We start from the raw sequence: 22,938 nt of genomic DNA, 5'->3' as shown, positions 1-22,938 counted from the left end.
TCCACAACATAAAAAGACGATCATTTCGAATCGTCATCTTCATCACAATATTCTAGAATGTCCCCGGGCTGACAATCCAATACCCTACAGATCCCGTCAAGCGTAGAAAATCTTATGGCGCATATCTTTCCGGTCTTTATATTCGAAAGATTGACATTAGATATGCCCACTCTCTGGGCAAGTTCGTTGAGTGACATCTTTCTATCTGCCATCACTCTGTCCAATCTCAAGATGATCGCCATTTTTACACCTCAGAGAGTTTCATCGGATTCCTTTTGCAGTAAAGCACCGTAACGGAACACTAATGATATGCAGTAAACGATCAGTGCCAATACGAAAAGTAACAATTCGATATTTATCTCGTATTTTTGTTTCAACAAAGAGGCAAGAATAACAAATGTTATGGGCATCAAGCCTGCTGATAACAACATAACTATTGACGAATCCTTGAGAATCTTGGCATTCTCCAACGTGAAGGGTGTGTAAGACGCCCTTATGTTTTCGAAAAAACGGATCATGAACAACATCATGATGAATGAGACCGCGCTTATTATTGCTGTGGACGAGTAATTGTAAAGTGCATTCTCTTTAGTGGTCCTCATATGCATTATCATCTCCATCATCGGAGGATAATTCATAGCGATCATGGTGATTATCGCTAAAGAAACGACTATGGATATCAACGAAACGATCAATACTAACCAAATAGCTATTGACGCGTAATGGCTTATTTCGCCTAATTTTTTTAGATTTCGTTCTTTTTCCATCTCATCCATGATACACGATTATCCTCTGACATTAAATCTCTAACGATTGAAAATATATCTGTTATCAAAGAAAAGTCCAGTACTTTGAATTTGTAAGCCCCGTTTTTGATTCTCACACTAATTGTTGTATTTTGTAGCCAATTAATGTACGCCACTCGCCGCATATTAGAGGAAAGTGTACTTCGCAGGCGTGGACATGTGAATCACTGGTTCGGGACGGGGCTACCCGGATAGTAGAGAGGGAACTTTTCTCACCTCAGTACCCGACAGAGTTACCATTTTCTTCGGATTATTGGAGGAACATCTTTTACGATATAACAAATACGGACAGAATTTCAACGACCCATTTTCCTTAAATATCCTCTTGATGAATAAAATTCATTTGAAAGGAACTAGACCCGCTTCAAGGATCAACCGATCTTTGACCTCGTCTGTGACCATGAAAAGATGTGTCATGCAAGAACAATCTGAACATCCGAACCCTTTGATTGCTGGCATGGCACCACACCTTTCTGCGATGTACGCCAATTCACATTCGGGAACAAAATCTGGATATGATTCATACGCCTCCTTATGATCTGATATTAAGGTCAGTCTATCAATATGCCAGCGTATCTTCTTATTATCCGAGAGATGCCTTCTCACTCTCTGATCGATACCCCCCATGGCACTACCTACATAACAATATGTCCCAGGATCAAAATGACAAAGACCCAGAGAACCGATATCCACTTCGATCTCTCTCGAAAGGACCACGAATAGAACATATGTTCCTTTTCGTATCATTTCTTCCTAGAGTCCTCGTATTCGATCTCTGAGAGGGTCTTGATGCGCATGATTATGCTACTATCATCGATCTTTGACGGTGTGATTTTACATACATCTGATAGTTTACGGCCGTAGACTTCCATCTCCCCTATTATCTTTGCATGTTCCTCATATGAGACCTTTAATCTGAGGCCGTCCATGTGCAGAACTATCGGTGCAGGCCTCAGACACATATTGATCGGCTCATAATCTTCAAGAAGCACTTTTATCTCTCCGGGATTTACGAATAGGGGATCCTCCTCCATTAGCTTCTTCTTTTGCTTCAGAACATCCTCGACGCGATCCGCTATCTCGTCCAATTTCGCCCTTTCAGATGCAGTCCTCATCCTGGATGCCTTTCTTCCAACACCGGATACCATTGCATCACAGTATCCCTCCAAACCTTCCGTCTGAGGACCAGATACCAACACTACAGGTATCCTCACATCCTTGAAGAGATCCTTCTTTGCTTCAATGCACTCTTTGAAATTACCAAGAGAAAATACAGCGGCGTCGTACTCCTCTATTATCAGTCTCTCCTCGAGACTAATCTGAGCAGTTGCCTTACCTCTTCCTCTTGCAAGACCCATGACAACGGTGATAGCCCCATATCTCCTGAGTTCCTCGGCGATGTCGCATATTGGATGCGGCATATGATGACGTCCCAGTGTAGGGCCCACAACCGCTATCTCCGTACCGGCGAGCGGAACTGGCTTGACCACACCACCGATGTCGATGCATAACGCCTCGATCATAGCGGAATCTTCCTCCGGTATGGACATTATGACAGTAAGCATCTGGGCACTTTTGGTCTTCTGAATTACGACACCTCCCACATCCTCTATCATCTCATAAAGCTCATCCGAGCGGTATACTCCACCGTCATACATTATGACCTTGAACATCAGACAACACCTCTCATTTCCTTGTGGACCTTGAGACCGTCCTCCAACATATCTTTCAGGAGTATCTCTTCAGTGGCCACTACGGTCACTACAGGACCATCTATGTACGTGTGCCTGTTCTTTATCCCTTCTGGCATTGTCCTCCAGAGGGACCCGACGATCTCTTTCATCGATTCTTCACCTGAGGCTATGATCATGGAACTGATGACGTCCCCCTTCGCTCCCTTGACATCCATGTCGAAACGCGTCTGCTGTACAACGGCTCCCCTACCATAGACCTTCCAAAGCTGACTGAGGATGTCTGGTGCATACCTCTCATCGGTGGTTGTGATGTGCACATTATTTCCCTCCGACCTTATATTGGCCACATCCCCTATCTTCTTGCTTGCAGGCTCTGACCTGAGCCTTATCGAGAATATGAAAAGCGGACGGTGAGGATCCAAGACCAACTTTGCCTTATCGATCAACGCGGCCTTACCTATATCTGACATTATCTCTTCGAATAGGGCTTTGTATGAATCTATCCCATACTGTTCAGTACTTTCTACTTCAATGTCCATTTATTCCCCTCACAGGAGCCCTGAGCTCAGCAGGGCACCTCCGACAGCTCCGATGTATTGTGAATTCGGTGGAACTATCGGACGCTCTCCCAATACCTCTCCAACGGCCTTGACAAGCCCTGATATCAAAGATGTGCCGCCGACCTGTATTATTGGATGCCTGACGTCGATCTCCTGAAGCTGCTGTTCATAGACCTGCTCAGCAACAGAATGACATGCAGCCGCCGCGACATCCTCAAAGGATTTTCCCTCTCCCAATCCTGTAACAAGGTCCTGGATACCAAAGACGGAACAATAGGAGTTCATCTTCGCATTTCTCCAATCTCCCTTGTCTGCAAGCTTCCCGAGTTCCTCTATCTCTATCTTGAGTCTCTTGGCCGTCATCTCTAAGAATCTTCCAGATGCACCGGCACATATGCCTCCCATTGTGAAGTTATCGGGAACACCGTTCCTTACGGTGATGGCCTTGTTGTCCATTCCTCCGATATCGAGTATCGTTGCTTCCCCGCGTTGCCTGTCTGCAAGCCACACAGCGCCCTTGGAATTGACCGTAAGCTCTTCTTGGACCAACTTGGCATTATAGAATTTTCCAAGATTGAAACGACCGTACCCGGTTGTACCCAGGGCCTCTATCTGTTTGAATTCAACTCCTGCTTCCTTCATGGCGTTCTCAAGCACCTGTTGTGCTGACTTGACCACATCCCCTGTGCTTGTCCAATCCTTCCCGATGATCTTGTTATTCTGCATTATCACGGCCTTGGTGGTACTGGATCCAGAATCTAGGCCTGCGGTAAGTCCCGTCTGTCTCTCTCTCGCGAGAAGGTCTTTCTTTGTAACGATCGTCACCAGTGCCTCCATCCTCGTAAGCAACTGAGCTGCCTTGAGTCTCTCTGTGAAAGAATATGTGACCACTGGCAGGTTCGTGTTCTCCTGTATGAATCTTCTCAATTCGTTCCTTACTAATGCGGCCTCAGCACATCTGAAACATGATGTTATGAAAACGGCATCAGCATCGTATTTCTTATCAGCCAGTTTGATCGCTCTTGCTATCATGAGCTTCAACTGAGGCGATCTTGGATTGAATCCAAACCTCTTAACGGCCTCGTTTATGTCCTCAAATGATACATCAGGATAGACGACCTTCGCACCAACTGAACGTGCTGCCTTATCGATCTCGTACTGAACGCTACTATATTCTGTTCCGCATGAAAGTTGCGCGATCTTTATGGTCATTTCAATCCCTCCAAAAACTCCTTTACCTGCCCTACGACCGTCTCTGCTTCCTCTTCATTCTTGGGGTAGTAGACCGTCACTGTGGGAATCCCACGTCTTTTGATAAGATATTTGACCATCTCATTGGAACGTTCACATCCAACACAACCGAAACTGAACGGTGCATCGATCATTATGACCGCAGCATCCGCCTGCTCTATCAACGGGCCCCACATGGCCAACCTGCCCCTTATTCCGGAAGGCACCTCCACTCCTGCGTACTTTAGACCCCTGATCACGTCGTCGAGGGTCACATTCATAGGCGGCATATCGACCTCTATGTTGTCTATCTTGTTCTGGATGGCCGCCATAGCGGACAAAGGCTCATGTCCGAACCTCTCCACCAAGTCGTATAATATCATGCTGTTGGGGGGATCTATGAATACCTTCATCTGCTCGCCTCGCATATCTTCTTAAAATCATCTAATGGAAGTTGTTTCTCTTCTTCATGGGCCTTGTATTTTTTACCTTCATCAGAACACTTTAGTCCGTGCTCTATCAACGGTAATGCCGCCCATTCAGCCTCCAACTGCGCAAATCCGGGCCTCGTACCGTGCTGTGCACGACATCTTCTCGGATCTCCGCAGGGGTACGCCCTTACCTTGGAGAATACCTCATATGGATATTTCTCCCTGACCGCGGCCAGGATCTCTCTCACTAGCTTGCTTGGACCCTCGACAAGACAACCATAACAGGTCTCCTTTACCGTGGCCTCCATGCCCATGGCATGCACCATACGGACCAATTGGTCAGGTGTAAGCATGGAATCAGGAGAGATCATGAAAAGTCTGGTCTCCCTTTCTTCGCTCATATCTTCTCCTCCGTTACGTATATGGTATCCTCTTCGTCGAGTTCCTCTAATTTCTTGACATCGTCAAGGAATCTGCCGATCATGTTTGTTCCGTACGGCTCCTCTCCGGACGGCCCATACTCCTTGCTGTCCTGAAGCCTTATGCCCATGAGACCATGATGCGGTCTGGACTGATTGGTCACACCTATGTCTCCTTTCTTGCATTTCTTGAAGGGGTCCTGAGGATAAAGGCTCATGGCCCTTACCTCATCACCATAGAATGTCACCATCGGCATACCTGGGAAAGTAAACTGCACCTTCAACAGACCCACGGACTTATGACTCAGGCCTGTCACTTTTCTGAAATAATGAGAAGTTAGGGGATCGCCATCGTTGATCGAGATCTTAAAGACCTTATCCCTTGGAACCGCAAAGGTCTCCACCTCTCCTTTCTCTAGAGCCTCCATGGTCATCTCTGGTTTCTGTTCTGCTATGATGGCTTCATCGGACAGATCGCCTGTCCTTTTCTGTTTGATATTGAATTGTGAAAGGAATTCTTCCCCCTTTGCCTGGGTCATCCCGACGGACAATACACGTGCAGGCTCGGTGGTGATCGATACTTTCTCATCCTTTCCGGCACGCATTATCAATGCCAGACCTCTATCGACATGCCCTGCATAGTTATGGGCCTGTGTGATCTGTCTAGTCTCTCTGTAGAATAGAACATGCCCTTCTCCGTTCCCTGATGTCCTGACAGCGACCGTCCCTCTTTCCCTTATCTGATGCTTCTCATCCGGGATCTGAACGTCCATGTCGTCCCTGCATCCAAGAAAACTTCCGGTGCTTTCACTTACATTGATGTAACCTTTGGAACCTATTATGAGTATTTGCTCAGATGATGCATGCGAGTGTTGATCCAGAACAACATTGACACATGTCTCTATCCTGTTATTCTCCTCTAATGGATATTCAAGGTCCTTGGTGATCACTACATTCTCACTACTGGTCTCAGACATCAGTGGACGTATCTCCTTTATCTCCTCTCCTTCCTTCAACAAGCCCAGAAGATGTCTTCCAACAGTGATCTTGCCGATCCTTCCTGTACCTGCCCCGTAGGATCTGTAATGATCCTTCCTTGCTATCATGATGTATGTGGTTTGATTATCGAATCCGCCCAGAGAAAAGAAACATTCGAAGGGTTCGTACTTTCTCTCCGTTCTATCTGTAACTATGTCGGTTGGAAAGGACCCGAACGCCACTATCTCATTGGTCACCCATCTCGATGTGACCCCTATTATCTTGTTTGTTATCGACTTCCAAAGTTTGGCGTCATCGCTATCATCCAAATGCAGTACCATCACGCCAGACGACATCACAAGTTCGAAATCGTTGGTATCTTTAACGAGTTTATCTGTCGAAAGATGAATGGAGATCAACGAATCCTTCACATAAGGTTCCTTTGATATGGCATCCTTTAACTTAGCCCCGGATTTCAAATTCTTCTCTTTTCCGTTGACTATGACCTTCAATGTCATGCCCCCTTATTCGGCAGATGCGCCTGTATCTTTGAAACCACCTCATCCAGCTTATCCTGGGGGCATGTTACTCCCCTGATAACCCCGGTGACGATGTCAACTATCTCTCCTTTTGTGTTGATATTCTCATCAGAAGGCATAACCACGGATGTTTTGACGCCTATCGCAGCAAAATCCTCGTAATCGACTGGACACTGAGATACGATGACTGCAGGTATGTTGACATTCCTGAGTATCAATCTTGCCTTGTATACTATGTGAAGGCGGACATTTCCAAGGTGTATCAATGCGAGCTTGTACTGCTGTATCCTTTCCACCTCGATGGGGTCCAACCCAAAATTTGTTCCAGTAGTAACATCTGGAGCATCGGCTGGTACGCCTGATCCAGCATTGACGACCAATACGCTCGTGTCGATCCCCTCTTCCCTGAGCGCATAGGTTATCTCACATACCGGTTTGGTTATGTGCCTTCTCCCAGGACCCATGGCTATGACCACGACATCACGACCGCTTTCTGAAATGGTCGCTCTCTGCGCCAGACCTCCACCTACACCGAGTCCCATGGACTCCCTACATTCAACAAAACTTAGATGCCTTCCAATCTGTTGCTTCACTCGGTTTCACCTTCCGGCTCACTCAGTTCCTCATCCATATCGAACTGCTTGATTATATCCTCTGGCTTTCCGATGGCTGCGACCTTTCCGTTTTTCATGAAGGCTACACGGTCACAACAGTTCAAAATAAAGTCCATATCGTGACTTACCACGACGAATGTCTCACCCAATGTCTCTCTTGCTTTCAGCACAGACTTGGCAATTATCGTCTTCGTGATCGGGTCCATGGTCCCTGTCGGTTCGTCCAATATCACTATACGGGGCTCCTTTATCAGGACCTGAGCAAAAGCTATCCTCTGACATTCGCCCACACTCAGGGTGTCAGGATATGCGTACAATATCTTCTCCACATCCTTCTTCGGGAATCCAACACTCAAAAGTACCTGTATGGCTTTCATCTTTGCAAGTTCTGCAGGCATTTTCATACCGATGCATGTGGAAAGATTCTGAAGTATCGTATCGAAAGGGTACAGGGTATATTCTTGGTGAAGTACACCGATGTATGGTGTGGCCCTTCCTTTCCCAGCATATCCTTCCTCGGACATGTTGACCCAATCTTCTCCCACTCTGACCTTTACAGAGCCTTTCGTTGCCGTGGACATCCCTGCGATCATCCTGGAGGTTGTCGTCTTCCCAGCTCCAGATGTTCCGATTATGGCGAACACCTCATCCTCCTTGATATCGAATGTTATACCATCAACGGCCTTGACCACTCCTCTGATCACGGAGAAGAAATGCTTCTCAGCATCCTTCAATTCGATGATCGGCTCTCCGACCTCATGTGACTCGCCTTTCTCGAAATGGTACTCCTCCATGAATTTCTCGCATATGGCCCTTGGTTTGCCTTCTCCGACCACATTACCGGAATCAAGCCATATCGCATAATCCGCCATTTCCTCGATGGCCTCTGGCCAGTGAGATGTGAATACCATGCATATCCCTTTGTCCTTGACATATTCCACAAGTCTCTTGTGTACCAATTTTGCCGTATTCGGGTCAAGAGTACCGGTGGGTTCATCGGCAAGGAAGAACAACGGGTCTTTGGCAAGCTGTCTCGCCATTACGACCCTCTGTTTCTCCCCTCCAGAAAGGTCTCTTGCAATGTGGGTCGTCCTATGTGTCATATTGACGAATTCCAATAATTCGATCGCCCTCTCCACACGTTTTGGACTGTTCTCAGGAATCGCTTCAAGCACATTCTCAACGACGGTTCTGTCACCAAATAAAGAGAATGTCCTCTGAAGCATGATTGATATGCGTCCCCTTATCTCCTGTCTGAGTGGATCGAATTCTTTGAGGGTCCAATAGTCCACCATTTGAGTCTTGGTATCACATCCGCATCTTGTGCATTTTACACCAGGATACGGAAGATCGACATTACCGCATTTCGAACATACATTGACGTTGTAGAGAACACGTCCTGAATCGGGCCTATATTCCTCACTGCCTCTGAGCATATAGATCAAAACACTCTTTCCAGCCGCACTTTTTCCGATAAGGCCGAGAATGGAGCTTGTAGTTATTTTCGCACTGACATTGTTAAGGACAGTTCTGCCGTCGAATTTTTTCGTTACGTTCTCGATTACCAGAAGATCGACCGTCTTTGCCATGGTGCGTGTGAGCCTTTACTAAGATATAAAACAGTAGGAATCGCTATTAAAAATCTACTTAACGGTGGTTAAATACCATAAAATCAGTTATGTTTTTATTATACAAAAAAACCATAAACACACATTAATTTTATATGGATGGATGGACTGTGCATCCACATGACTTTGCAACGCGGCCCTAGACTTGGCGGACCGATACCCAAGTTCAGAGACTATCACATCTGGAAAACACTGTATTGCCTCAACGAGAACAGTCCTGTCGGAAGAAAGAAACTGGCTACCATGCTCAGCATTGGAGAAGGAAGCACAAGAACTATCCTTAACCTACTGCAAGACAACGGACTTATCGTGATCAACAAGAACGGGGTAATGATGACCCCTGAGGGGAGAAACTGCTGGAACTCCGCCTACATGGAATTGCAGGCATTGGATATGGGTGAGCTTACAATTGGAAAGGCTGACTGCGTGATCCGTATACCGGCGATTGCTTCCAAAGTGAAATACGGATGCGAAGAGAGGGACAACGCCATAAAAGCAGGAGCCATTGGAGCAACCACGTTGATATGCAGTGAAGGGACCATAATATTCCCTGGCTCAGAATATCGCGTAGATCCCAAAATAGAATCCAAGATAAAAGAGAAGTTCATCATTAGAAATGATGATGTCATAATAATAGGCACAGCAGACGATTATAGAACTGCTGAACTGGGCGCCATCACGTCCGGCCTTGAACTTTTAGGTGGTCTACATATAAACCGTGACCTGGAAGGCATGCTGACAGAAAGAAGCACGGGAAATGAGCTACTTTCATTAGCCTTCGCAATACATGACCTTGTGGGAGGACTTCCAGTCTGTGCAAAGAGCAGAGATAATTTAGGAATAAGGATCGAATCCGGTATGGTCATCGACAACGCCTATACAGGTGCTGTACTTGAGGAGGTCATAAATGTCGGTACGACGATACGTAAGATTGCTACGTCTGGACCATACAAAGGGATCAAGGTCATTGTAACACCAATAGAACTTGACAATAAGGTGATCGCCGCGATCGGCGTCGTGGATATCAGGTCCATGGCTGGCGTAAACAACCTGATACGTCTAAGAAGTGATGAATGATGGATGGAACATGCAAAGTAACAGTGGACCCCGGGGTCTGTAAGATGAAGACCGTTATTGTCGCCAAAATGGACGACGATATGAATGTGACATTCGATATACAGAGCGACTGCAAGAGCGTCAAGAAATTGGCAGAGAAACTTCCGCCGATCTCACCATATAGCGAGGTCGGAAGCCATTACCTTGATTCCGAGATCTACAAAGCCGCGAACGATACAATCGCGCACCTCGCCTGCCCCGTGCCTTGTGCTATCGTAAAAGCACTGGAAGTTGCCGGAGGACTCGGTCTGAAGAAGAATGTGACGATAACCATCGAGTGATGATTCAGCATCTACGTTATACGTTTATATTCCCGAACAGATTCGTACATTTATGACAGAGGAAGTCGTAGACAAACCATTGGAGATAGTACGCAAAATGCGTGGTGTCGTCCATGCGTTCTACCTTGACAAGACCATTCTTGGACAGATGCGCGAAGAAGAGACCAAAGTCCGTGCCGCCGGCGATATAACCGTTGATAACCAGGGTTTCGCCCAGGCACTCGAACGCGAATCCGTGATATGTATAATCAAAGACCCCCGATTCAGGCCTCCGCCCGAACCTACGGTCATACTGCTCTCCGGAGAGGGAGAGGTCATGGGCGTGGAGGTTTTCCCCTGGACTGCCAAAGAGTACATGAGCAGGGATGACGTGGTCTGGCTATCGGATGCCTTTGTATTGTTCCCAAAGATCAAAGTGAAGGGCGGTGAACACTTTATCATGCCACCCGTACCTTTCCCGGAACTCAATGAGAGCAACGGATGTAAAGATGTGATCTCATGCAGCCCCGCACCTACTTGCGACCTCATGATGAGAAAATACATGAAATATAATGATGACTCAAAACTGGCATCAGTACTTATCGGATTCAACAGAATAAAGTCATGAAATAACGGCACGAGCACGAAATGATGCTCGTGCCATAATTTATTAACAATAGATAATATCTCGCGCCCGCTATGTTGCAACTTAACCGCTGCCCGAAATACTCACCCGGAACCGGAATAAGAGTGGTCCCTCCGGAAGAAACTATCCAAAAGGTCCTGCCTATGCTTTCCAAAGCAGGAATGATGGAACCTGAGAATATCACAGCGACAGACAACATCGGGATCCCAGTGTATTCGATCGGACGCCCCAATGCTCCAGCAGGAAAATACTATAATGGCAAGGGCCCGACGGAAGAACAGGCTCTGGCATCCGGACTTATGGAAGCAATGGAAAGATACAGTGCAGAACAACGCGATACCGATGAAGTGATCTATGGCACATATGCTCAAGCAAAGGACGTTGGAACCACTATCGATCCAAAAGATCTGATACTTCCGATCAATGTGTTGAACTATTATCTGGATTCGGAAATAGCATGGATTGAAGGTTATGAACTTTTCAGAGGATGTCCCATATGGGTACCAGCATGTGCTGTGTTCTATCCTTATTACAACGATACCGACCTTCAACTTTTCAAATACCATACGAACGGCATCGCGACGGGAAACACGATCGAAGAAGCAATATTGCATTCGCTTTTGGAACTCATCGAAAGGGATGCCTGGTCGATAGCCGAGGATAAGAATATCGCAAACGCGGACATCATCGTTGAAGAAGATTCCATTCCTGGCCAGCTCTTGAAAAAATTCGAAACTGTGGGCACAAAGATCCACTTAAAGGACCTAACAAGCGATCTTGGGATACCTACGATAGGTGCCGCAGCGGATGATATTAGGACGAAAGACCCTGAGATGTTGACCATCGGTGTTGGCACACATCTGAACCCGGAGATCGCATGCGTACGTGCAATAACTGAAGTTGCTCAAAGCAGGACCACACATAAACACGGTATGAAGATCAATGCACAGCTCCAAAAGACCGCTGTCGACCTAGGATATGATAAGATCAAACAACTGAATGGCGTATGGTATCATGATCTCGAAAATAAGATCAGATTGAATGACATTCCAAATCTGGCAACACCTTACGTCCTTGATGATATTGAGGTCGTCCTTGACAGACTCATGATCAATGGATTCGATACGGTAGCAATTGTGGATCTGACAAGAGATGATGTGAATGTTCCATGCGTAAGAGCAGTGGTACCTGGCTTAGAAGTTACAACAATGGATCCGGACCGCGTGGGCGCAAGAATTCAAGGCGTTTGGAATCAAAATTGATCTTTTTTGATCTCTTTACTCGGAAACCGATGCACATTTAATGAACTGAATATAAAATATTATATTTTTTAAAATTGGGTTTTGCCCCTCCTCGCGGAGGGGCTGGAATAGAATTCCTAAAAGGTTTACTTATCCACCACCGGACGGCATATAACCGCCAATGTCGACATCTTTCTCCATTTCATCGGAGTCTTGAGGCGAATTGCCAGTCTTTTTGTAGTCCTCGGAGGATCTTTCACGCTCTTTGAAGGAGACTTCCCTGTATTCCGATACATCGGCCGGAACAAGATACGAAGCATCATAGTATAGATTCGTGAAATCCAGTTTTACCCAGATCTTTCCGTCCCTATTTCTGATCTCCGTTACTTTTCCAACCGTTGACGTCGGCATATACTTGAGGATGTCTCCCTCCATCATAGACATCAGCCTTTGATGACGGCGGATCTCTCACCGGCAGGGACGAACTCTCTGAGTCCTCCACGTCCGAATTCTTTTGTGACGTTAGCGAAGTCAAAGACAAGGCTTGGGTCAGCAAATGCGACACGGATGAGTGGGCTTGCGGTGAAAGCGTCTCCACGGGCAACATGTGCTGCCTTGGGGATACCAGCGTATCCGGAGAGGTGACCGACGTTCATTGCGTAGTTGGGGTAGTTTGGTCCCCTGAGCTCCATGGGCAGACCCTCATCGGACCTGTAGCTGAAGGAGTTAGCGGAACCACACTGGTCCTGCAGATCGTATCCATAGAATCCGAGCCTTCCGGTTCTCTCCTTGTGCTGTAACATGGAGAGGTACCAGCAGTTCAGACCACAGTCGGCAACTCCTGTTGCCATTGCGCCTGCGATACCGGTTGTTGCTGCTGCAACAGTTGCCCTCTGGGATCCACCGAAGTGGGTCTCCATGACAGCTGGATATCTCTCGTACATCTCGAGTGCGTAAGAGTTGATCTCGTCACCGAGCTGAAGGAGCTTATCCATGTTGTCAGGCTTCATTGCGCAGAATCCACCGTATTTGTCTTTGATGACATCGATGGTGTGGTAAACATAGTCCTCAAGGATGTTATCAGTGTATGTCGCTGATGCATACTGAGTGAATCCAACACCGCCGGACATGTATCCGCCGAGGTAGATCTGATCGAAGACCGCTGCTCCGAGACCGACTGTCTCAAGAACTGCACGTCCGGGATCGTCAGGGTAGACACGGTCAGACTGACACATGTCTGCGAAGTATCCGAAGGGTATACCGCCGGGTTCGTTTGGTCCTCTTACACGCCTTGCAGGCATCATGGTTCCCATGTTGATGGACTGGTGCTTTGCTGCGTATGCGAAATCTGCAATTGCTGCCTCTCCTGCTGCAAGTTTATACGAGGAGATGAATGCCATCGAGATCTGCATTGCTGCATGTCTTGATACTGTTCCTCCATCCATGAGCCTTCCAACGATGGTAGGTACACGGACTGCCTGCATGAGGGTCTTTCCAACTGCTTTCTTCAACTGGTCTGCCTGGTTCTTGGGGAAGAGCTTGTTGATATCGATGACGAACCTGGGGTCGATCTCATCAATGAGCTCGTCGTCTCCGGAGAATACCTTGACATATGAATCCCAAACGAGAGCGGGGTTGATCTCAGCCATGTGCTCCTGAACGACTGCTCCTCCAGGCATGGTGTGGTTTACGGTCTCGAGATATGCGTTGATTGTCTCAGGCGTAATCTCTTTTCCGAGCCTCTTCTCGATTGTGTGGTGAGGAGAGTCAAGTCCGACGAGGACTGTTCTCCTTATGTCGTCCCATGCCTGCTGAATTGCACAGTTGTTTACACAGTGCAGATCGTCAGCCTCGACATACATGTCTGTATGGGAAAGCTGGTAAGGCATCCAGGACCTCTGTCCGAGCGGAACTCCAATGTCCCTGTTCATCATGGGGATGCCACGCTTTTTGGCGATGGCATCGGCTGACTTCTGGAACTCGACCTTGCTCTTCGACTGTTTCCAGCCTCCGTAGCAGTAGTACTTGGTCTCCATGTCAGTAGGGTCTTCTTTGAATTTTTTCTTCATTGAATCCATGAAGAGTTTCTGATCTTTCTTTGCTGCCATGTTTACTCACCTTTTACGTTGAAGGGCTGGTAACCGCCGAGTGTCCTCAGAAGGTGTATTCTGAGTCCGTATTTGGTGACCTCTTTGTCGTCCCTCATGTCTACGCCATCTGCTCTGAAGATTGTTGTTCTCTTCTTCAGATCGCTCATGGATGCGGGCTTTCCGACATAGATCTTCCTGTCGAGAGGCAATGCAACCTGATCTTTTACGTAGACGACTTCTTTCTTTGCGTCATCCCAGACATATCTCTGCCATGCATCGAACATCAAGCCGTGCTCGTCGAGACGGCATGCGTGTCCATGAACGGTCGCTCCCCTGATACCGGTGAGTGCAGGGTCGAATGTCTCATTGTCGATCATTTCTTTGGCGAGGACCTCAAGGTCTCTCTCCCTCATCTCGATGATCTGCCTTCCGGAAAGTGTTCCGGTATCGATTCCTCTGTACCTGGACAGGTACATCCATGCCCTCTGGTATGGGGAGATGGGTGCGAAATAAACGGAGTCAGTGAACTGGATATACCTGACACGGTCTCCGTGCTTTGCTCCCTCGATAGGTGTGACGAGTTTTCTGATAGGACAATCTGGTTCCTTGCCTTCCTCTATCGGAGGGTGCATGGACTTGTAGTCCTCTCCAGGGTTCCTGTGTCCCATGAGTCTTACGACGTCATCCATTGAGACATCACGAAGTTTTTTCAGCTTGACCTTGGGATCTATATATCTCCTCCTGTTTTTTGCAGGAGTGGATGATCCAGGGTAGAACTGTCTTTTGTATGCTGCCATATTAATCATTCCTTATAATCTGTTAAAGAATCTCTGAATTTCGAATATCTGCCGACATTTACTGAATAGCCAAACGTAAGATGGGGTTCTACCGCCATCTTTATTTTCTCTACCGCAGAATCTAACTGCTCCTCGTTCTCCACGGCAAGTTCGATATAGAACGCGCCAACTAAGTAACGGATCTCGACATCCTGCCCGCCGACCTTTATTACCTTGCGCTCGGAATGGTTGTTGTCAAGACCTTTATTAGCTCCGCTGTTGATCTTTTTCGGGAGACTCTCACCAGTCATGTTTATTTGTCTGATGTTCTCGATATCATTGAGTGCATTGAGCACCTTTTCAGTGGTATCAACACAAAGGAGGCGGTTGGAAAAGACCTCTACTTCAGGTAAAGGTATTCCCGCGTATTCTGCTGCCGGCTTAGACATAAACTCAGACCTTCTTTGCAATCTTCTTTGCCTCTGCACCTACGAATTGCATAGGCGAGTGGAATTCTTTCATGTCACCGAACACTTCTTTGTAGAGTCCGGATGTTGCCTCAGCAGAGAACGTCTGTGTTCCGCCGTCCAGACAGTTTGCTGCCGTGACTGATGGAATAAGGGTTCCCTTTGCGTGCCTTGTAACGACGTGGTTTCCGTGGAAGAGACCAGGTCCTCCTCCTCCATAAATGGAGTGAGAGAAGAAAGACATACCGACACCGACTCCTGCTGCGCGTCCATAATCGACACCAGGGAGTCCGGTCTCATGCTCAAGCAGATCGTTGTAGTAAAGGACTGTTCCAGGTACACCCTGTGCTGCCCTTGCTGCTCCGACGTTGACCATGACTGCTGCGGTCTGTCCGACTGCGGCATATGCGTTCCAAAGTGGAAGATCGTCTGTTGTGTAGATCTTGTATCCAGATGGGAGTTCCTCTTTTACGCGGATAACTCCATCCTCTATTGCCTTTCCGACCAGTGACTCAACAACAGTACCGACTGTTCCGGTCTTTCCGTTCTTCTTGACTATAGAGTAGAGGATGTTGTTGGCGTTGAGTCCCTGATATGCGAGTGTGAGGAGGTGTCCTCTCTCGAATGGACCGATTGCGTCTCCCATCTCGAATGCTGCACATGTCTCGAATATCGATGAAAGTGCAGATCCCTGCATTGCGTTCCTGTTGACCAATGCAACGACGTGGTTTGCCATGATGTTCCTAAGTGCGAAACCTGCTCCTTCATTGTTCTGAGGGACCTCAAGGATACATTTGACGTTTGCACCATCAAATCCTACTGTCTGAGGATATCTTCCCCAAACGGCACCCTTGACCATGTTAGCCTTGTACATTGGGACCTTGAACATATCAATGATCACCTGTGTGGTCACGGCTGCGACAGTTGTGAATCCGTTGATGTACTCGACACCGGCTTCAGCCCTCATCTCAGGTACAATGACAACTAGGCTCTTTCCGTCTCCTTTAACAGTGACAACTGTGCCGTCGTTCTCAGTTACCTGAACCATGAGTTTTATTGCATTTGCAATCTTAGTTGCATTCTTGACCAATTCAACATCGATCTCTTTACCTCTGATCATTGCTTCAGCCATGTTACCGGTCTTGAGAGCTTTCTCAATTCCAGCAAGGTTGACTGCTATGGTCCTCTTGGTGAGAGATGCAATCTTCTTGATCGCGTTGTTGCGCAATGGACTGATAGATTCCAACGGTACGCCTTTTGCAATGCGTTTCCCGTAGTCGTCGTACAGATCGATTACGTCCTTGTATTTTGGCATTTCATACCTCCTTTTTCAATAATTTACGGAAAATAGGGGTTTTCCGTGTTCCCCTTGCAAAAAGGGGTATACATCCTCATTATAAAAACAATACTAGAAATGCCTATTTTTTGAATAAGTAGCTTGTTTTTGATTAAAAAATAATTGCCAGAAATCACTACAACTAACAGTCAGCTGCCGATGTCTAGTATTTAATGATTATTCATCGTAATAAAAATGATAGAATAGGCACATACTAAATGAGCCTATTCTTTATGTTTTTTGATATGAATTGAATATGAACCGCTCAATCGCGTTTCGCCTTCGTCATAACACCAGAACCGTATTTCCCAAGGTGCTCTACATAGCCCGGGATCGCAGAATACGGAATTCCACATGCAAGTTCATCCGCTTTCATATCTGTTTTCTTCCTACATCCAAAACATCCCAAGGACACATTTGCACTACCTGTCACAATGGGTACAGACGTGACATCCTCACACGCACACTGGAAAGGAGATGTGCTAAATGTTGCACGTCCGCCCTTCTCAGCAGTCAGTAGAGGAACGATCCAATATACTCTCTCCGCAATATCGACCAATATAACAACATCTGGTATGAAATCTGCCTTTGAAAGAGGACATACAACTTCCCCTACACATTCTTTAGGAAGAATACGGTCAGATATCATTTTTGCCGCTGCAGCCGCTGAATCATGAATTCCCATACCTGCATGGAATTCACCAGATGCCACTTTATCAGGCGTAGCTATCATATTCAAAGCAGATGCTCCGACATGACATGACTGTTTGTCAAGAGGCATGTTCAAACACTCTCCATTCTTAGCTCTGAAAACAGCCTGACAATGGCTCATCTGTTCCGAGGGAACCTTACAGCAACTTGGATATGATTCATTGGCCTCTATCAGTTTAACAGCAACGGGCTCATATCTAAGGCCCAAGATTGTTTTCAATTTTTCTGCGTATTCTGCATTGGTCTGCAAGATCCGTGACATGAGCATAGGTATGTTAACAATAGGACAAAAAACCTTTCGAGGTAAATTGAATACCTCGAAAGGAAAATGGTTTGTTAATAGCTTTAAACGTCTAAATCAGAACTTCATCTGTGGAAGTGTTTGATTGCGTCGACCATTGCCTGCATGTTGGCATCAGGTGTACCGACTGCGATACCGCAACCGGAAGAGATGACATTGAATCCTGCCTCAGCAGAGTGGATCGATGCCTTCTTGACCTCTTCAGGTGTTCCCTGGAAGAGAGGCCTGACGGATCCGACGTTTCCAACCATTGCGATCGAACCAGCGACCTTCTCCATTGCCTTGAATGGGTCAACTTTCTCTTCGATTGAGAGTCCGGTGACACCTGTTCCAGCCATCTGGTCAAGGATCGGGTATGTGTCTCCGCAGATGTGGAGGACTGTCATACCACTGCACTCTGCGAGGCTGTGTTTGACTGCCTTTCCTGCTGCTTCCTCGAACATGTCGGGTGCGAGCATATCTGTGGATGCGGAAGGCTCAGAACACTGAACAATGTCTGCTCCAGCGTCCAAAAGTGCCTGAGTGTATGCTTTCACAATTGGTGTGACCGCATCGACCCATTTATCAACCTCTTCAGGTGCCATCATCATTCCGAAAACGAGGTTCTCGGTGCTGACAAGGTGTCCTGCAAGTGTGAATGGTCCTGTGTTTCCTGCTACGATTGCATAGTTCTTTCCGTGGGTCTTTTTCAAGATTCCCACTGCGTCCTGAACGATCTTGACCCTTCCCGCCTTAATAAATTCCTCAGGGGACATTATTGTGGTGGGGTCATCATACTCGCCCATCATAGGGTCGAATTTGAATGGGTGTGCTTTGAGCATAGGTGCTGCGTCTTTCTTGTCGACCTGGACCTTACATCCGAGCCTCTCCGCCTCTGCGGTAAGACAGAAGGATGCCCTTACTGCCTCAAATCCAAAGACGTCAGCCTGTGCTGCCGCGAGTTTTGCCATAAGCTCTGCATTCTTGTGAGCTTCTGGCCATGCTGCTCCGACTTTATCCATCTGTCCGAGTGTTGCGGACTGGGTGAAAATGGCCACTGGTGGCCTGTCGAGCTTTTCCTTATTCATTGCTGCGATTACTCTGTCTCTTGGAGTCATTGACATGATGATTTCTCCTCGGTGTTGGAATGGCATCATATTATAAAAAGGGTGACCGTAAAAGCATACTTGTGCCAAGAATGACCGTAATTACACTCATAATTCCAATTCCATGACCTCTTTGAGAGTCCCTAAAGGCATCAATCCAACATCAGAAATTCCATATATCTCGGCACTGGGCAAATCGGATTTTTTTAGAGCATCGGCCATTAAACATCCTGGATCCAATGAAATATCATTACCTGATGAAAATGGACTAAATGGAGGCAACACGATTACTCCATCTTTCCTTGCATGAACAAAACACTGTATCTTCATGCCGCCAGTCATACTACCTGGTATCCTAACAGAGGGATGCTCATGACCTATTATGACTGGTCTCTTTCCAGTATCTACATGCCCGTGTTCTAACCTGAACCCAGCTATATCGACATACTCAACGGCTAGCATACCCATTCCTGAAAGCATGTTCTGCAAGAAATTATCATGATTGCCTTTAACAACCACCGTCTCGGCTGCCTCGGAAACAAGATTCAATATTGTCGCGACCTCTTGCCTCGCCTCATATTTGGAACGACGGAAATCATGTTTAATATCCCCTAAAAGAACCACGCGCTTGGGCTCGTACTTAGAAAGGATCCTGTTGAGATTCATTCTTATTGAATCCGTATTCATCCTTGGGAGATACATACCCTCTTCTTCCATTGCCTTCTCATATCCCAAATGAAGATCTCCCAAAACGGCCGTAGGACCGTCATCATCCAGGATCAAACATCTGTCATTTGTGATCCTGACCCCCGGAAGTATCTCTATGGAATCCATACACCCTAGAACACGAACCAGGATTTATCTTCTCTGAAAAGTATTTTGACCCATCAGTGGATGACGGTATGACAAGGTGCACTGAATGGAATGGCCCGACAGACTTTCGGAAAAACTTATTACTGACCTTAACAGGGCCGCAAATGTCCTGAGATCTGCAAATAGTGCCGAAATCATAACTCATATCGATGCCGACGGCATAACAGCAGGGTCGATCGCTTCCATCACGCTTGAACGCCTAGGTATTCCCCATTCAGTGAGATTTGAAAAAAAGATCACCGAGGAGACCATATCGCATGTCAACAACAGCACATCCGATATAATTTGGATATCTGACCTGGGAAGCGGATATCTATCCGATTTCAAAAGACCTAATATCATAATAACCGATCATCATGTTCCTGATCCAAAATTCAGAAAAGAACAAACATTCATTGATCATTTCATGGAGATCTACCACCTGAATCCCCATACATACGGAGTGGATGGCTCATACGAGATATGTGGTGCAGGCATGACATATCTTCTTTCGCGTACGATCGACCAGAATAACAGGGACCTAGCGTATCTTGGCATCATAGGCGCGGTGGGTGACTTCCAAGATAATAAAGAATGCAGACTTGTAAGTTATAACCGCATAATCCTAAAAGATGCAATTGACAATGGAGATGTCATTATTGATAAGGACCTCAGATTCTTCGGCAGAGAAAGTCGTCCTCTGGTTCAATTCTTACAGTACAGTAACGATCCCCATATTCCCGGAATATCAGATAACCGTGAAGAGTGCTCCAAATTCTACTCAGATATGGGGATAAATCTCAAAAAAGGTTCAGACTGGAGAATGTGGAACGACCTTTCACCTGAAGAAAAACAAAAAGCGACCGATGCTTTGCTATCAAAAGTGAACAACCCGGAAATAAAATCACGTCTTTATGGAGAAGTGTATGTCCTGCCCAAATATGGCCCCTACATCGGACTAAGGGATTCAAAGGAATACTCCACCATCCTGAACTCATGCGGAAGATACGATGATGCAGAAACAGGAATGAGGATATGCAAAGGAGATATGTCAGCACTTGAGGATGCTGAAAGGAATCGTAACGATCATAGGCGCAATATCTCCATTGCACTCACTTACATAAGGGAGAACCATCTTTTAAGAGAGCGGAGATTCATCCAGTATTTTGATTCTGGATCAGAGATACGTGAGACCGTGGTTGGTATTGTTGCCGGCATGTTACTCAATTCGGGAGACGCCAAACGCGAACTTCCTATCATAGCCTTCGCAGATTCGGATGATGGTGTCAAAGTCTCAGCAAGAACGACCCATGCATTAACAGACAGAGGATTGGACCTGTCCTTCGTCATGAAAAAAGCATCGGAGATGGTCGGAGGCTATGGCGGCGGACATAATATTGCCGCCGGCGCAACCATCCCCGAGAACAAGAAAGAAGATTTCCTGAATATAGTTGAAGACCTGGTTTCCGCTCAGATCATCTGAGTAATGTGTAAAGCACCGCCTTCTGAGCGTGTAGCCTGTTCTCCGCCTGATCGAACACTACGCTCTGAGGGCCGTCCATAACATCTGCAGTTATCTCCTGTCCTCTATGAGCTGGCAGGCAGTGCATGACTATGCAATCCGGTTTTGCTATTGCCAACAGATCGCTATTTATCTGATACATATGGAACAGTTTAACTGCCTTCTCAACAGGTGTATCATCGCCCATAGATACCCATGTATCGGTGTAAAGAACATCTGCATCTTTACAGGCCTCCAATGGATCGTGGGATGCGATGATCTTGCTTCCGTTGGAATCAGCGATACGTGATGCATTGAGCATGATCTCTGCATTTGGCATCCTTGTAGCCGGACAGCACGCTATCATATCAAGTCCCATTATAGCGGATGCATACAGCAGGGAATTGCACACATTGTTCCCATCTCCCAAGTACACCAGTTTCTTTCCGCGGAATGATCCTTTCTTCTCTTTTATGGTAACCATGTCGGCAAGTGCCTGACAAGGGTGCTCGAGATTGTCCAATCCGCTTATCACAGGGACCGTTGAATTCTCTCCAACCTTGTCCATCATCTTGTAGTCATACGCACGATACATGATACCGTGAACAAAACGGCTCATGACTTTTGCCGTATCCTCAACGGTCTCGCCGTGACCCATCTGCATCTTGGAGACATCGATGTAAAGTGCATGTCCCCCCAATTCCGTTATGGCCACATCGAAGGAGATCCTTGTCCTGGTACTCGGTTTCTCGAACATCATCGCAAGTGTCTTCCCCTCCAAAGGGGCACCATGTCTACCGCGCTCTGCTTTGAGTTTGATAGATAGATCTACTAGATCTGGCCAATCTTCCTTCATATCGAGTACTGAAATAAGGTCTCTTTTCGCCATGATACGAGAATACCTCCCGAATTAATATACTCATACGTCATCTTTTGACATAACGGACAGGCTCTTGTCCATTTTTCAACAGAAAGATCAATACCCCAGAAGACTGAAACAATGCAAGAAGAGAACAAAAACTTGACGACATTCAAACTTCCTCTGTTAGCAGTAAATGATGTGGAACTATCAAAAAAATTCTATTGCGAACTGTTCTGCCAGGAGGTCGTTTTAGATCTTGGTATCAATGTTACTTTCAGTGGTGGTTTCGCCATACAGGAAAAATTTGAAAAATTGTTGAATGTACCCAAGAACGACATTATTTTCGGATCCAATGATATGGAACTATATTTCGAAACAGATGATATCGACTGCTTTGTAAAAAAGATGGAATCCTATGAAAAAATAAATCTCGTACACCCACTAAAAACACATGAATGGGGACAGAGAGTCATCAGACTGTACGATCCTGATAAACACATAATTGAGGTCGGCGAAAATATATCCGCGGTGGCAGCGCGTATATTCTCTGAATGCGGATCGATCGAAGAAACTGCCAGATTAATGGATTCGCCGATAAATATTGTCAAAAAATGGATCGAATCCTCAACAATCCTAAGAACGTGAAATTCCCAAGGACGGGTTTGAATTAGGAAACATTTATTAATGGCAATATAATCAGCGCCTTATCGTATGGCCCGAGTAGGGTAGCTTGGTTTATCCTAGGGGATTGTGGATCCCTTGACTCGTGTTCAAATCTCGGCTCGGGCCCCACCT

General features: G+C 46.5%; 26 protein-coding genes and 1 tRNA gene. 7 read left to right on the top strand and 20 right to left on the bottom strand.

What is annotated here, in order from left to right; translation table 11 throughout:
• Positions 1 to 20: 20 nt before the first annotated feature.
• From KRP56_02170 to atwA, 11 genes are all read right to left on the bottom strand, one after another.
• The gene (locus KRP56_02170) at positions 21 to 242 is read right to left on the bottom strand and encodes a helix-turn-helix transcriptional regulator (GenBank protein UAL08074.1); all 222 of its coding nucleotides are present in this window, start codon (positions 240 to 242) and stop codon (positions 21 to 23) included.
• A 9-nt stretch (positions 243 to 251) separates the two neighbouring features.
• On the bottom strand, positions 252 to 776 hold the full coding sequence (locus KRP56_02165; GenBank protein UAL08073.1) for a hypothetical protein: 525 nt from the start codon (positions 774 to 776) through the stop codon (positions 252 to 254).
• Positions 777 to 1,145: 369 nt separating this feature from the next.
• Positions 1,146 to 1,553 (bottom strand): GIY-YIG nuclease family protein, encoded by a 408-nt coding sequence (locus KRP56_02160; protein UAL08072.1) that lies wholly within the window; start codon positions 1,551 to 1,553, stop codon positions 1,146 to 1,148.
• Positions 1,550 to 2,479: a methanogenesis marker 7 protein gene (locus KRP56_02155; protein ID UAL08071.1), complete on the bottom strand. Its 930-nt coding sequence runs from the start codon at positions 2,477 to 2,479 to the stop codon at positions 1,550 to 1,552. Before KRP56_02155 ends, KRP56_02160 begins: the two co-directional genes overlap by 4 nt.
• Positions 2,479 to 3,039 carry a methanogenesis marker 17 protein gene (locus KRP56_02150; GenBank protein UAL08070.1) on the bottom strand — a complete coding sequence of 187 codons (561 nt, stop codon included), beginning with the start codon at positions 3,037 to 3,039 and terminating at the stop codon, positions 2,479 to 2,481. Before KRP56_02150 ends, KRP56_02155 begins: the two co-directional genes overlap by 1 nt.
• 9 nt (positions 3,040 to 3,048) lie before the next feature.
• The gene (locus KRP56_02145; GenBank protein UAL08069.1) at positions 3,049 to 4,272 is read right to left on the bottom strand and encodes a methanogenesis marker 15 protein; all 1,224 of its coding nucleotides are present in this window, start codon (positions 4,270 to 4,272) and stop codon (positions 3,049 to 3,051) included.
• Positions 4,269 to 4,703 (bottom strand): methanogenesis marker 5 protein, encoded by a 435-nt coding sequence (locus tag KRP56_02140; protein ID UAL08068.1) that lies wholly within the window; start codon positions 4,701 to 4,703, stop codon positions 4,269 to 4,271. Before KRP56_02140 ends, KRP56_02145 begins: the two co-directional genes overlap by 4 nt.
• The gene (locus tag KRP56_02135) at positions 4,700 to 5,122 is read right to left on the bottom strand and encodes a methanogenesis marker protein 6 (GenBank protein ID UAL08067.1); all 423 of its coding nucleotides are present in this window, start codon (positions 5,120 to 5,122) and stop codon (positions 4,700 to 4,702) included. The genes KRP56_02140 and KRP56_02135 overlap by 4 nt, the downstream gene beginning before the upstream one ends.
• Complete coding sequence (locus KRP56_02130) at positions 5,119 to 6,630, bottom strand: methanogenesis marker 3 protein (GenBank protein UAL08431.1); 1,512 nt, start codon at positions 6,628 to 6,630, stop codon at positions 5,119 to 5,121. Before KRP56_02130 ends, KRP56_02135 begins: the two co-directional genes overlap by 4 nt.
• Before the next feature lie 2 nt (positions 6,631 to 6,632).
• Positions 6,633 to 7,250 (bottom strand): methyl-coenzyme M reductase I operon protein C, encoded by a 618-nt coding sequence (mcrC, locus tag KRP56_02125; GenBank protein ID UAL08066.1) that lies wholly within the window; start codon positions 7,248 to 7,250, stop codon positions 6,633 to 6,635.
• Positions 7,247 to 8,860: a methyl coenzyme M reductase system, component A2 gene (atwA, locus tag KRP56_02120; GenBank protein UAL08065.1), complete on the bottom strand. Its 1,614-nt coding sequence runs from the start codon at positions 8,858 to 8,860 to the stop codon at positions 7,247 to 7,249. Before atwA ends, mcrC begins: the two co-directional genes overlap by 4 nt.
• A 159-nt stretch (positions 8,861 to 9,019) precedes the next feature.
• Here atwA and KRP56_02115 point away from each other — a divergent pair, with 159 nt between their 5' ends.
• The 4 genes from KRP56_02115 to KRP56_02100 all read left to right on the top strand — a co-directional run bounded on the left by KRP56_02115 (position 9,020) and on the right by KRP56_02100 (position 12,183).
• The gene (locus KRP56_02115) at positions 9,020 to 9,976 is read left to right on the top strand and encodes a DUF2111 domain-containing protein (GenBank protein ID UAL08064.1); all 957 of its coding nucleotides are present in this window, start codon (positions 9,020 to 9,022) and stop codon (positions 9,974 to 9,976) included.
• On the top strand, positions 9,976 to 10,296 hold the full coding sequence (locus tag KRP56_02110; protein ID UAL08430.1) for a hypothetical protein: 321 nt from the start codon (positions 9,976 to 9,978) through the stop codon (positions 10,294 to 10,296). The genes KRP56_02115 and KRP56_02110 overlap by 1 nt, the downstream gene beginning before the upstream one ends.
• Before the next feature lie 52 nt (positions 10,297 to 10,348).
• Complete coding sequence (locus tag KRP56_02105) at positions 10,349 to 10,903, top strand: hypothetical protein (protein ID UAL08063.1); 555 nt, start codon at positions 10,349 to 10,351, stop codon at positions 10,901 to 10,903.
• Between the two features lie 71 nt (positions 10,904 to 10,974).
• Entirely contained in the window at positions 10,975 to 12,183 is a 1,209-nt protein-coding gene (locus KRP56_02100; protein UAL08062.1) for a YcaO-related McrA-glycine thioamidation protein, read from the top strand.
• A gap of 129 nt (positions 12,184 to 12,312) precedes the next feature.
• Here KRP56_02100 and KRP56_02095 read toward each other — a convergent pair whose 3' ends face one another.
• The 8 genes from KRP56_02095 to KRP56_02060 all read right to left on the bottom strand — a co-directional run bounded on the left by KRP56_02095 (position 12,313) and on the right by KRP56_02060 (position 19,762).
• Complete coding sequence (locus KRP56_02095) at positions 12,313 to 12,600, bottom strand: DUF2098 domain-containing protein (GenBank protein ID UAL08429.1); 288 nt, start codon at positions 12,598 to 12,600, stop codon at positions 12,313 to 12,315.
• A gap of 5 nt (positions 12,601 to 12,605) precedes the next feature.
• A complete protein-coding gene (gene mcrA, locus KRP56_02090) occupies positions 12,606 to 14,270 on the bottom strand; it encodes a coenzyme-B sulfoethylthiotransferase subunit alpha (protein ID UAL08061.1) in 1,665 nt (554 codons plus the stop codon).
• A gap of 2 nt (positions 14,271 to 14,272) precedes the next feature.
• A complete protein-coding gene (mcrG, locus tag KRP56_02085; protein ID UAL08060.1) occupies positions 14,273 to 15,049 on the bottom strand; it encodes a coenzyme-B sulfoethylthiotransferase subunit gamma in 777 nt (258 codons plus the stop codon).
• Positions 15,050 to 15,054: 5 nt separating this feature from the next.
• Positions 15,055 to 15,477, bottom strand: a complete 423-nt coding sequence (gene mcrD, locus KRP56_02080; protein ID UAL08059.1) for a methyl-coenzyme M reductase operon protein D — start codon at positions 15,475 to 15,477, stop codon at positions 15,055 to 15,057.
• 4 nt (positions 15,478 to 15,481) lie between these two features.
• Entirely contained in the window at positions 15,482 to 16,810 is a 1,329-nt protein-coding gene (gene mcrB / locus KRP56_02075; protein UAL08058.1) for a coenzyme-B sulfoethylthiotransferase subunit beta, read from the bottom strand.
• Between the two features lie 286 nt (positions 16,811 to 17,096).
• Positions 17,097 to 17,810: a DUF169 domain-containing protein gene (locus KRP56_02070; GenBank protein ID UAL08057.1), complete on the bottom strand. Its 714-nt coding sequence runs from the start codon at positions 17,808 to 17,810 to the stop codon at positions 17,097 to 17,099.
• Between the two features lie 98 nt (positions 17,811 to 17,908).
• A complete protein-coding gene (locus KRP56_02065; GenBank protein ID UAL08428.1) occupies positions 17,909 to 18,940 on the bottom strand; it encodes an MtaA/CmuA family methyltransferase in 1,032 nt (343 codons plus the stop codon).
• A 96-nt stretch (positions 18,941 to 19,036) separates the two neighbouring features.
• Positions 19,037 to 19,762, bottom strand: coding sequence for a metallophosphoesterase (locus KRP56_02060; GenBank protein UAL08056.1), 726 nt, complete (start codon positions 19,760 to 19,762; stop codon positions 19,037 to 19,039).
• Positions 19,763 to 19,985: 223 nt separating this feature from the next.
• Here KRP56_02060 and KRP56_02055 point away from each other — a divergent pair, with 223 nt between their 5' ends.
• Positions 19,986 to 21,263: a DHH family phosphoesterase gene (locus KRP56_02055; protein ID UAL08427.1), complete on the top strand. Its 1,278-nt coding sequence runs from the start codon at positions 19,986 to 19,988 to the stop codon at positions 21,261 to 21,263.
• Here the strand turns inward: KRP56_02055 and argF are convergent.
• Positions 21,256 to 22,170: an ornithine carbamoyltransferase gene (gene argF, locus KRP56_02050; GenBank protein ID UAL08055.1), complete on the bottom strand. Its 915-nt coding sequence runs from the start codon at positions 22,168 to 22,170 to the stop codon at positions 21,256 to 21,258. The two genes, KRP56_02055 and argF, sit on opposite strands and share 8 nt — an antisense overlap.
• Before the next feature lie 111 nt (positions 22,171 to 22,281).
• On the opposite strand from argF, the gene KRP56_02045 reads away from it, so the two are divergent.
• Positions 22,282 to 22,788: a glyoxalase gene (locus KRP56_02045; protein ID UAL08054.1), complete on the top strand. Its 507-nt coding sequence runs from the start codon at positions 22,282 to 22,284 to the stop codon at positions 22,786 to 22,788.
• A 69-nt stretch (positions 22,789 to 22,857) separates the two neighbouring features.
• Positions 22,858 to 22,935 (top strand) — tRNA-His (locus KRP56_02040).
• The last annotated feature ends 3 nt before the right edge of the window (positions 22,936 to 22,938 follow it).

Origin of the sequence: Candidatus Methanogranum gryphiswaldense (assembly GCA_019262145.1) — an archaeon.
Taxonomy (GTDB): domain Archaea; phylum Thermoplasmatota; class Thermoplasmata; order Methanomassiliicoccales; family Methanomethylophilaceae; genus Methanogranum; species Methanogranum gryphiswaldense.
This window is presented reverse-complemented; position numbering and strand designations above follow the sequence as displayed.